The sequence below is a fragment of the Streptomyces zagrosensis genome, from assembly GCF_014203645.1.
GTDB classification, from domain to species: Bacteria; Actinomycetota; Actinomycetes; order Streptomycetales; family Streptomycetaceae; genus Streptomyces; species Streptomyces zagrosensis.
This window is the reverse complement of record NZ_JACHJL010000047.1, coordinates 1-11,360: the sequence shown is the minus strand read 5'-3', so window position 1 is coordinate 11,360 and position 11,360 is coordinate 1. Positions and strand designations below refer to the sequence as shown.

General features: G+C 68.4%; 6 protein-coding genes and 1 pseudogene. All 7 read left to right on the top strand.

Features of this window, described 5'->3' with window-relative positions; translation table 11 throughout:
* On the top strand, positions 1-396 hold a 396-nt coding region (locus FHS42_RS35850; RefSeq protein WP_221477192.1), incomplete at its 5' end, for a phosphopantetheine-binding protein.
* Positions 397-435: 39 nt separating this feature from the next.
* The gene (locus tag FHS42_RS35845; protein WP_184580529.1) at positions 436-1,353 is read left to right on the top strand and encodes an ornithine carbamoyltransferase; all 918 of its coding nucleotides are present in this window, start codon (positions 436-438) and stop codon (positions 1,351-1,353) included.
* Positions 1,329-2,768: pseudogene (locus tag FHS42_RS38020) on the top strand (MFS transporter); the annotation flags it as partial. The gene FHS42_RS35845 and the pseudogene FHS42_RS38020, both read left to right, overlap by 25 nt.
* Before the next feature lie 90 nt (positions 2,769-2,858).
* On the top strand, positions 2,859-3,713 hold the full coding sequence (locus tag FHS42_RS38015) for an ABC transporter ATP-binding protein (protein ID WP_246495884.1): 855 nt from the start codon (positions 2,859-2,861) through the stop codon (positions 3,711-3,713).
* Positions 3,710-6,199, top strand: coding sequence for an ABC transporter permease (locus FHS42_RS35835; protein WP_184580525.1), 2,490 nt, complete (start codon positions 3,710-3,712; stop codon positions 6,197-6,199). Before FHS42_RS38015 ends, FHS42_RS35835 begins: the two co-directional genes overlap by 4 nt.
* Positions 6,200-6,382: 183 nt before the next feature.
* Positions 6,383-6,598, top strand: coding sequence for an MbtH family protein (locus FHS42_RS35830; protein WP_184580523.1), 216 nt, complete (start codon positions 6,383-6,385; stop codon positions 6,596-6,598).
* Positions 6,599-6,694: 96 nt separating this feature from the next.
* Positions 6,695-11,360: non-ribosomal peptide synthetase (locus FHS42_RS35825; RefSeq protein ID WP_184580514.1), on the top strand; the 4,666-nt coding region annotated here is incomplete at its 3' end.

The following is an 11,360-nucleotide window of genomic DNA, read 5'->3' as shown; positions in this document are numbered from 1 at the left end:
AGTGCCTCGTTGCCGCAGTACATGGTGCCGTCGGTGTTTATTGAGGTGGACTCGATTCCGTTGACGGCCAACGGCAAGATCGACCGCCGCGCCCTGCCGGACCCGGACGAGAGTGCCACCGATGCCTTCGTCGGCCCTCGCACCCCCACCGAGGAACGTCTCTCCTCCATCTGGCAGGAGCTGCTGGGCAAGCAGGCGAGCGTGCAGGACAGCTTCTTCGAACTCGGTGGCCACTCGATTCTCGCCGTACGGCTGATCTCGCGGATGCAGAACGAGTTCGACCTCGATTTGCCGATGCGGATCGCCTTCGAGAGTCCGACGATCGCTCAGCTCGCCGTGGAGATCGAGGGTCGGATTCGGGCGGAGATCGACGCTCTGCTCAGCGACGCCCACTGACTACCGGCCGGCTACCGGCTGAGGAAGACAGGCAGGCCCATGCGACACATCATCTCCATCAACGACCTGACCGACGCCGACCTGCGGCACATCGTCGAGCGAGGAGCCGCATACGCTGCCGGCGACCGCGTGAGGCCTTTGGAGGGCGCGATCGTCGGAGTCTACTTCCGGCGCACCTCCACTCGTACCCGTACCGCCTTCACCAGCGGCGCGCTGCGGCTCGGCGCGCAGACGGTGACCTTCGGGCCCGGCGATCTGCAACTGAACACCGGGGAGAGCATCGAGGACACGGCCAGGGTGCTGGCCGGCATGCTGGACCTGCTGGTGGCCCGCACCGCGGACGCCACGGCAGAGCTGCGGACCCTGGCGGCCGGCGGGCCGATGTCCGTCATCAACGCGATGAGCGCCGAGGAGCACCCGACCCAGGGGCTCACCGATCTCACCACGCTGTACAGCCACTTCGGCCGGGTCGAAGGTCTGCGGCTGATGTACGTCGGCGAGGGCAACAACAGCGCGGCGGCCCTGGCGCTGGCTCTGACGCGGTTCCCCGGGACCGAGTTGGAGTTGCGGACGCCCATCGGTTACGGGCTTGCCCCGGAGATCCTCGCCACCGCGATCACGCAGGCGGGGCGCTGTGGATCGAAGGTGTCCGAGCGGCACGACATGGAAGCGGTGCCAGCCGGCCTCGACGCCATCTACACCACCCGCTGGCAGACCACGGGAACCAGTAAGGCGACCGCGGACTGGCGGGACGTCTTCGCGCCCTTCCAGGTCACCCGGGAGCTGTGGCAGAGCAGCCCGAACGCCGTCTTCCTGCACGACCTCCCCGCGCACCGCGGGGAAGAGGTCACGGCCGAGGTGCTTGACGGCCCGGCGAGTATCGCCTTCACCCAGGCCACGCACAAGCTGCACAGCGCGATGGCCGTTCTGGAATGGTGCTGGGCCAACCGACGATGAGTGTGGAAGAGGCGGCGCCTTCCGAGCGGCAGGAGGCGGTGAACCCCGAGAGACAAAGGGCGGCGGCGTTCCAGACGCACGAGGCGGCACCTGTCGAGTTGACAGCGGCAGGGCCCCCCGAGAGGCAACAGACGGCGGCGCCCGCCGGGACGAAAGCGGCGGCGTCGCCCGCGAGGCGCCGGCATCGGCTGCCGCCGCTGAGCAGTTACCGGGACTTCCGGTTGTTGTGGACCGGTTCCGCGATGTCGGTCATGGCGGAACGCTGCTCCGGTATGGCCTTCATGCTCCTGGTGCTCTGGCACACCGGATCGAAGAGTTCGGCTGGCCTGGTGGGTTTCGCCTCACTCCTGCCGGCGCTGCTGGTGCAACTGCCGGCGGGGGTGCTGGTCGACCGACTGAACCGGCGCCGGGTGATGATGTGGACCCTCATCATCCGGATGCTGGCCGTCGCGACGGTCGCCATCTCGCTTCTGGGGGACAGGCTCTACGTGTGGCATATCGTCACCGTGGCCTTCATCCAGAGCAGCATGACCGTTTTCTATCAGCTGTCCGAGCGGGCCATGGTCCGCGGTGTGGTGCCGTCCCGGCAGCTGGGCGCCGCACTGACGATGAACGAGGCACGCTCCCGCGGGGTCAACTTCGTCGGAAACCCGACGAGTGGCGCCCTGTTCGGCCTCTCGGCCTGGGTTCCCTTTTCCAGCAGCGTCTTTCTCTACCTGTGTTCCTTGATCACTCTCGTCCGGCTGCGGGGAGAGAAGCTGCGGGGAGAGAAGGGGACGCCGTCCCAGAAGAATAAGAAGAAGCCCAGGATGCGCGACCAGATCTCGGTCGGGCTGCGATGGGTATGGGATCGCGCCTATTTCCGTACGGCGCTGTTCATCATCGCCGGCAGCAACCTGGTCTTCCAGGCGCTCATACTCTCGGTGGCCGTGGTGGTCAGGGAGGACGGCGGCGCCGCGGGCACGATCGGTCTGATCATGGCATCCGGTGGTGCGGGTGGTTTGTTGGGTGCCTTCAGCGGCGGCTGGCTCAGCAGTCGGATGCCCATGCGGAAGGTGATGATCCTTGCCCATACCTGTTGGGCCGTTGTGCTGCCGGCGACTGTTTTTTTCAGACAGCCGTTGGCTCTTGGCGTACTTTTCTTCATAACCTCTCATATTGGTGCCGCTGTTACCGTCTCTGGCATGTCCTATCAGGTGCGCATCACACCTAACGACATGCAGGGGCGGGTCGGCAGTGTCGTCATGCTCCTGGTTTCGGGAGCGAGTTCGCTCGGCGCGCTCGGTACCGGATTCCTGCTGGAGACAGTCGGCTCCCGACAGACCCTGGCGATCGTGTCGGGCGTGATGGCTCTGCTCGCTGTCGTGGCAGCCGTTGTCTTCACTCGCCGCGGGGCCGCGCTCGAGGATCAGCAGGACAACGAAACCCCCGCAAAGCCACTGCCTATCCCCATATCGGATGGGTCGCGGCTGATCCCCTCGGCACCACGCAGCTACGGAGAATCAATGTCGATCGATGACGCGGTGCGGCTTGAGTCGCTCACCAAGACATATGGGTCAGGCGACAGTGTGGTGACCGCGCTGCGCGAGATCCATCTGTCCTTCCCCAGAGGGAGCTTCACAGCGATCATGGGTCCCTCGGGCTCCGGGAAGTCGACTCTGCTGCAGTGCGCCGCCGGCCTAGACCGTCCCACATCCGGCCGGGTGTTCATCGACGGCAAGGACATCGTCGGGCTGAGCGAGACGCAGCTCACCGAAATGCGGCGGGAGTTGACAGGCTTCATCTTCCAATCGTTCAACCTGCTGCCCTCACTGACCGCGGAGCAGAACGTGTCGCTACCGTTGCGCCTTGCCGGGATCAAGCCGGATCGGCGTGCGGTGCTGCACGCGCTCAGCCAGATGGGGCTCGACCAGAAGGCCGGCAACCGGCCCAGCCAGCTCTCCGGCGGTCAGCAGCAGCGCGTCGCCATCGCCCGCGCCCTGGTGACCCGGCCGGCCGTGCTCTTCGCCGATGAGCCCACCGGAGCGCTCGACCTCAGCACCGGGCGGGAACTGCTCGGCCTGCTGCGGGATTTGGTCGGTGCCCGGCAGCCGGCGTACGACCCGTCCCAGGCGTACGACCAGTCGCAGGCGCACGGCGCCCCGCAGCCCCAGGGCTACGGAACGCCCCCCGCGGTACCCGCCCCTGCGGACGGGGAGGGTGCGGTGACCACGATCGTGATGGTCACGCATGATCCGAACGTCGCGGCCTACGCGGACCGGGTCCTCTTCCTCGCAGACGGCAACCTGGTCGGCGAACTGATCACCCCCACGGCCGAGGCCGTCGCCGAGCGGATGACCGATCTGGCGGTGGACCGGTGATCAGGGTTGCCTTCCAGACCCTGCGCTCACGCTGGGTATCGTTCCTCGGCACCGTCGTTGCGCTGGTCCTCGGAGTCGCGCAGGTCGCGGCCATGGGCCTTCTTCTCATGACCATGATCGACATGCCGGACCGGCCAGCGGAACGCTTCGCGGGCGCCCCGGCGGTGGTGCTGCCGCACGACCCGACGTGGCAGGCGGCCCACCACGACCTGGGCATCCGTTCGCCGGCCGAGGCCAAGGGCGTCTCTCCCCAGCTGCGGCACAAGGTCGCGGCCGTGGGAGAGACCGTCACGGACCGGGCCTTCTATGCCCAGCTCGAAGGCGGCTCCAAGAACCAGGTGGGCCACCCCTGGCCGGTGGCCCGGTTCGGCGGCTACCAGTTGGAGGACGGCAAGCAGCCGTCCTTAGACACGGATGTCGTTGTCCCTTCCGACCAGGGGCATACCGGCGACCAGGTGACCGTGCTCACCGCCGACGGGGTCAAGAAGTACACCGTGAGCGGCACCGTCTCCCCGGTCGACTGGGAGGACGCGGTCTTCTTCAGCGACGCAGAGGCCGCCAAGCTCTCCCCAAGGGTCCACGCCCTGGTGGCACTCGGCCCGCTCGACAAGGTACGAACCGCTGTCGGCCGGGACGCCGAGGTGCTCACCGGGGAAGCCCGGCACCGGGCGGACGCCAGCGAGGACCTCGACCGGGAGGCGCTGGACAACACCATCACGCTGGTACCGGTGATGGCGAGCGTGGCGGGCGTAACGGCGATCTTCGTGGTGGCCTCCACCTTCGCCTTCGCGGTGATTCAGCGCCGCCGTGAGATCGCCCTGCTGCGGGCCGTCGGCGCTACGCCCAAGCAGGTGCGCAAGATGGTCCGCAACGAGGCACTGCTCGTCGGCATCCTGGCCTCTGCCATCGGCACGGTACTGGGCCTGTTCGGTGCTCAGCTGCTCGCCGACATGCTCATCGACATGGACATCTCACCGTCCTGGTTCGAGGTCGGGTTCTCGACGCATTGGACGGTCCTCGCGCCGCTCGCCGGCGCCTTCCTGGTCGGACTCATGGTGGCGCTCGGCGGGGCGAGCGCTTCATCCCGGCGGGCCGGGAACATCCGTCCCATCGAGGCACTGCGCGAAGCGGCCGTCGATGACAACGGGATGACCCGGGGCCGCTTCTGGCTCGGCGCCGCAGGCGTGATCGGTGGTGTCGGCTGGACCGGCTGGATCGCCATCGGCAATCCGGCCGGCGTCCTGTCGCCCACCACCTATGTGCTGTCACTCATGGTGCCGGTGCTGGCTGCTGCGGTGGTCGCACCGCTCCTCGTCGGGCCGCTCACCAAGCTGCTGATGTGGCCCTTCATGCGCTCCGCCGGGCCCACCGCCATGCTGGTCCGGGAGAGCGTATTGACCTCGCGCCGGCGCACCGCTGCGATCGCGGCGCCCGTGCTGCTCACCGTCGGCCTGGTGTTCTCACTGCTGGCCGCCACCGACTCGCTCGGTGCGGCACGCGACAGCGCAGTGCGGAACTCGGTGAAGTCGCAGTACGCCCTCGCATCCGACGGCACTCCGGGCATCAGCCCGGCGGTGGCCGACAAGGTCAGCCGCATCCCCGGCGTACAGATCGCGGCGCCGATCCTCACCACCATTTACACCCAGGACGAGGACAGGTTCGACGAGAACGACGCGCTGGTGGTGGACCCCGCCGCGCTGAAGCGGACGATGAACCTCGAAATCGTCGATGGCTCGTTCGACAAGTGGGACGACAACAGCACGGTGGTGGCCGACCTCTGGGGTCTGGACGTCGGTTCGACGCTCGAAATCATGATGGCCGACGGCTCGATCGCCAAGCTTCGCATCGCGGCGACCTACAAGGCGATGCGCGGTTACGACGTGGCCTATCTGACCCCGAAGTTCACCAACACCGCGGCCTACGCACGGGACGGACTGGTCAGGCGCGCCTACATCTCGCTGAACCCCGGCACGGACACGGCCACCGCCACCGCGGCGATCAACCACGCCATCGTCGGCACCGGCGCGGACTTCATGACCCGGGACCAACTGGTCGCCTCGGAGGCCGCGCACGCACGACACCTCACCGAGGTGCGGCAGAGGTCCACCGCCGTGATCATTCTGATGTTCTGCTTCATCGCGATCCTCAACACCCTGCTGATGGCGACGGCGGACCGGCGCCGCGATCTGGCGGTACTCCGGATGGCCGGGGCCACGCCGAAACAGTTGGTGAAGTTCTTCATCGCGGAATCGCTCCTGGTGGCCTCCATCGGCCTGGTACTGGCGCTGGTCTCGACGGCGGTCAACCTGGGCGGGCTGTGGGTTGCGCTGCACCAGCTGTTCGGCACCACGCCCATCGTCGTGCCGTACCTGGCGGTCATCGCAGTCGCCGTCGTGTCCACCCTGCTGGCCGTCATCGCCACCGTCCTGCCAGTGGGCGCCGCGCTGCGCGCCAGGACCCTGGCGTTCATCGGGGCCCGCGAGTAACAGCACCACCTGTAGTTCCCCACCGGCCCACGCGGCCCGGTCCCGCCCCCCGTCGGGACCGGGCCGCGTGCTGTTTCAAGGGCCGCGAAGAGGTCTTGGACGGCCACGGAGGCGGTTATAGAGGGCTGGTATAGCTCCCCGTCCGATGCTGAACACGAATCCGATCAGCGAAGGGAATCCGACATGGCTGACGAACGAAACGACAACCGCGTCTACCGGGTCGTCCTCAACGACGAAGAGCAGTACTCGATCTGGGACGCGGACCGGGAGCTGCCGGCGGGCTGGCGCGCCGAAGGCACCGAAGGTGCCCGGCAGGACTGCCTCGACCGGATCGACGAGGTGTGGACGGACATGCGGCCGGCGAGCCTGCGCCGCCGTATGGAGCAGGCAAGCACCTGAGATCCCTGCCGCCGACCGGCGGTAGGGGCCGGCGGCAGGAACACGCCGGACAAGCAGTCCACGTAACGGCAGGAACGGTCGGGAGGAGCGCTCAGCATGAGCACTGGCGAAGTTCGGACGGGTCGGCAGGCCGAGGGGGAGCGAGAGGCACTGGTGCGCGCCCGACTCGCCGGGAGCCGCAGCGGACGACGTTCCGCGGTGGCTCCGGTGGACCGTGAAGGCCCGCTGGTGCTCTCCCACGGTCAGCAGCAGATGTGGTTCCTGAGCCGGCTCGACCCGGACAGCTGGGAGTACAGCGTCCCGGTCGTGCTCCGGTTGCGTGGCACGCTGGACGAGCGGGTGCTGCACCGCAGCTTCGAGGAACTCGTGGGGCGCCACGAGATCCTACGTACCCGCTACCGGCTCGAAGGGACCGAGCCGGTCCAGATCGTCGATCCCCCCGGCCCGTTCGACCTTCCCGTCGACGACCTCACCGCCCGTCCCGGGGCGGACCAGCGGGAGGCGCGCGCCACCGCACTGGCCGAGGCCGAGGCCGGCCGGCCCTTCGATCTGGAGAACGGGTGGCCGTTGCGCGCCCGGCTCATCAAGATCGACGCAGCCGACCAGTTGCTGGCCATGGTCTTCCATCACGTGGCCTGCGACGAGTGGTCGGTCGGACTCTTCATGTCCGAACTCTCGGCCGTCTACGGGGCGTTCATCGAAGGCCGGCCGTCCCCGCTCGCCCCGATGACGATCCAGTACGCCGACTACGCGGCCTGGCAGCGCAAGCGGCTGGCCGGCGACACGGCGGCCGGCGACCTGATGGCGAAGCAACTCGACTACTGGCGCGGCCAGCTCGCTGGTTCCACCGCGATGGAGGTGTCCACCGACCGTCCCCGCCCCGCCGTCCGCGGCTGGGACGGCGACGCGGTACCGCTGGAGATTCCGGCTCCGCTAGCCGAGAAGCTCCGTACCCTCGGCTCCGAGCACGGCGCCACCCCGTTCCAGACCCTCCTCGCCGGCTACCAGGCGCTGCTCGCCCGCTACACCGGACGCAACGACGTGCCGGTCGGCACCGTGGTGTCCGGACGCAGCCGCCCCGAGCTTGAGCAGCTCATCGGATACGGCATCAACACCCTGGTGATCCGCGGACGCTGGCACGGCGACCCGTCGTTCCGCACGCTGCTCACCGGCTCCCGCGAGACGGTCCTGGACGCTTTCGACAACCAAGAGTTCCCCTTCGCCGGGATCGTGGACCAGCTTCAGCCCGAGCGGGACATGTCCCGTACCCCGCTGTTCCAGGTGGCCTTCACGATGCACCGGGAGCGCACCCGCGACTTCCGGTTGCCCGGGGTGGAGACCGAGACGCTGGAAGCGACCTCCCGGGTCTCCCGGTTCGACCTCTCGCTGCAACTCGGTGAGCGGGCCGACGGCAGCGTGCGGGGGACGCTGGAGTACAGCACCGCCCTGTACGACCGGAGCACCGTCGAGCGGCTAGCCCGGCACTTCGTGCGGCTCCTTGAGTGCGCGGTCGTCCAGCCGGACCTGCCGCTCTCCCGTCTGGAGATGCTGGACGAGGCCGACCTGGCCGTGATCGTGCCCAAGCCGCAGATCTTCCCGGCCCCGGACCGTACTGTTCACGAGCTCTTCCAGGACTGGGCCGCAGCCACTCCCGACGCGGTCGCACTGGTCCACGGCCGCCGACGGCTCAGCTACGGCGAGGTCAATGCCCGCGCCAACCGCCTCGCCCACCAGTTGCGGCGACTGGGCGCCGGACCCGGAACGCTGGTCGGTGTCAGCCTGGACCGCGGCCTGGACCTGGTGCCCGCCCTCCTCGGCGTGCTCAAGTCCGGAGCCGGTTACCTGCCGCTTGACCCCGAGCACCCCGCCGACCGCATCGGCTACACGCTGGGCGACGCCGACGCCCGGATCGTCGTGACCTCCGCGCACCACGCCGAGCAGCTGTCGGGCGTACTCGACGGCCGGCTGGTCGTCCTCGACGACGCGTCGGACGCGGCGGCCCTGGCCGCGGAACCGGACACCGACCCGGAGTCCGGTGCGCTGCCGAACGACCTGATCTACACCATCTACACCTCGGGCTCCACCGGCCGCCCCAAGGGCGTCGGACTCACCCACGCGAACGTGCTCCGGCTGTTCTCGGCGACCGAGGAGCACTTCGGCTTCGACGAACGGGACGTCTGGGCACTCTTCCACTCGTACGCCTTTGACATGTCGGTCTGGGAGATGTTCGGCGCCCTGACCCGCGGCGGCAGGCTCGTCGTCGTCGAGCCGGAGACCACCCGCTCGCCCGAGGACTTCCTGCGGCTGCTCGTCGATGAGCAGGTCACCGTGCTCAACCAGACGCCGTCCGCGTTCCGCGGCCTGGTCGCTCTGGCCGCCGACGGCAATCCGCTCATCGACGAACTCGCCCTGCGCGCGGTGACGTTCGGCGGTGAGAAGCTCGACATCCCGAATCTGAGGCCCTGGACGGTGCGGCGCGGCCTGGACCGTACGGCACTGGTCAACATGTACGGCATCACCGAGACCACCGTGCACACCACCTACCACCGGATCACCGACGCCGACGTGGCGTCGAGCATCGGCAACGCGGTCGGTGTGCCCATCCGTGACCTACAGGTTCATCTCTTCGGCGAGCACGGCGAGCTGGTGCCCATCGGCGTGCCCGGCGAGATCCACGTCGGCGGACCCGGTGTCGCGCAGATGTACCTGAACCGCCCCCGGCTGACCGCCGAGCGCTTCCTTCCCGATCCGTACGGAAAGCCGGGCTCCCGGCTCTACCGAAGCGGCGACCTGGCCAGCAGACGGCCCGATGGCAGCCTGGACTACCACGGCCGGATCGATCACCAGGTGAAGATCCGGGGTCACCGCGTCGAACTGGGCGAGATCAAGGCCGCGCTCACCTCCCACCCGCTGGTCCGGGACGCCGTCGTGGTGGCCCGCGAGGACACCCCCGGCGACCGCAAGCTCGTCACCTACGTGGTGCCCGCCGCGGAGGCCGTGGCAGCGCCGAGCGAGCTGCGGACACTCCTCGCCCGCTCGCTCCCGGAGTACATGATCCCGACCGCCTTCCTGATCATCGGGAAGATCCCGCTGACAGTGAACGGCAAGCTGGACCAGCCCGCGCTGCCCGCCCCCGACCGGGGCGCCCTCGGCATCGGGACCATTCATGTGGCGCCGCGTACGCCGGCCGAAGAAGAGATGGTCGCGGTCTGGCGCGAGACTCTGGGCGTCGAGCAGGTCGGCGTCGAGGACAACTTCTTCGACCTGGGCGGCGACTCGCTACGAGCGGTGGCCCTGGTCGGCGCCCTGCGCGACGCCGACCAGGACGTCACGGTCCGTGACGTCTTCGAGTACCGCACCCCCGCCCAGCTGGTCGAGTTCCTCACTGGACGGCCCGCCCCCGCCGAGGCCGAACCGGCTGTCGTGCCCTTCGCCCTGCTCGCTGAGGAGGACCTGGCCAAGCTTCCCGAGGGCCTGGTGGACGCCTACCCGCTGGCGCAGGTGCAGCTGGGCATGGTGGTGGAGATGCTCGCCGACGACGGCCGCAACCACTACCACAACTCCACCTGCTTCCGCATCCTTGACGACCAGACCTTCGAGCGGGCGGCACTCCAGCAGGCGGCGGACGTGGTGATCGCCCGTCACGAGATCCTGCGCACCTCGTTCGCCCTTGAGGGCTACTCGGTGCCGCTGCAACTCGTCCACGATTCCGCACGGGTCGAATGCCCGGTTGGCGGGCGTGACCTGACCGGTCTCGACCCTGCCGAGGTCAATGCCTCGCTGCGCGCCTTCATGGCCGAGGAGCGCACCCAGCTCTTCGACCTGACCAAGGCCCCGCTGATCCGGTTCACCGGGCATGCCTGCGACGACGGCAGTTGGTGGCTGACGCTGACCGAGTGCCACGCGGTGCTCGAAGGTTGGAGCCACCACTCCCTGCTGATGGAGCTGGTCACCGCCTACAAGGCGATACGTGACGGACGCCCACTGGACGAGCCCGAGCCGGCCGCCGTGCGGTATGCGGACTTCGTCGCCGCCGAGCTGGTATCCCTGTCCTCGGATGAGGACCGGGACTACTGGCGGGACATCCTCGGCAGCCACACACCCTTCGAGTTGCCGGTCGGCTGGGGTGACAACCCGGTGACGACGCCGCGCGGACTGCACCGTGCCTGGGTGCCGTACCACGACCTGGACGCCGGGCTCCGCTCACTGGCCGGCCAGGCCAAGGTGCCGATCAAGAGCGTGCTGCACGCAGCGCACCTGAAGGTGATGAGCCAGCTCACCGCCGAGGAGTCCTTCTGCACCGGCCTGGTGACCAACGCCCGGCCGGAGGCCGTGGGCGCCGAGCGGGTTTACGGGGTGTACCTCAATCCGCTGCCCTTCGTGTTCACCCGTGGCGCCAAAACCTGGCGTGACCTGGTGCGCCAGGTCTTCGACCAGGAGATTGAGATCTGGTCGCACCGCCGCTTCCCGCTCAGTGCCATGCAACGCGAACTGAGCACCTCCGACCGCCTGGTGAATGTGCGGTTCAGCTATCAAAACTTCCGCCAGGTCGACCAGGACCTGGTCGACTACCCGGCCACCATCGACGACAGCCCCACCGAGTTCCCGCTGGGCGTCTCCACCCGGGCCGGCTTCATGGTGATCACCGCGAACCGGCATGTCATCGACCGGGTTGGGGTGGATCGTCTTGCGGCGATGTATCGCTTGGTGTTGGAGTCGATGTCTGGTGATGTGGATGGTGATGCGCGGGTGGTGTTTTTGC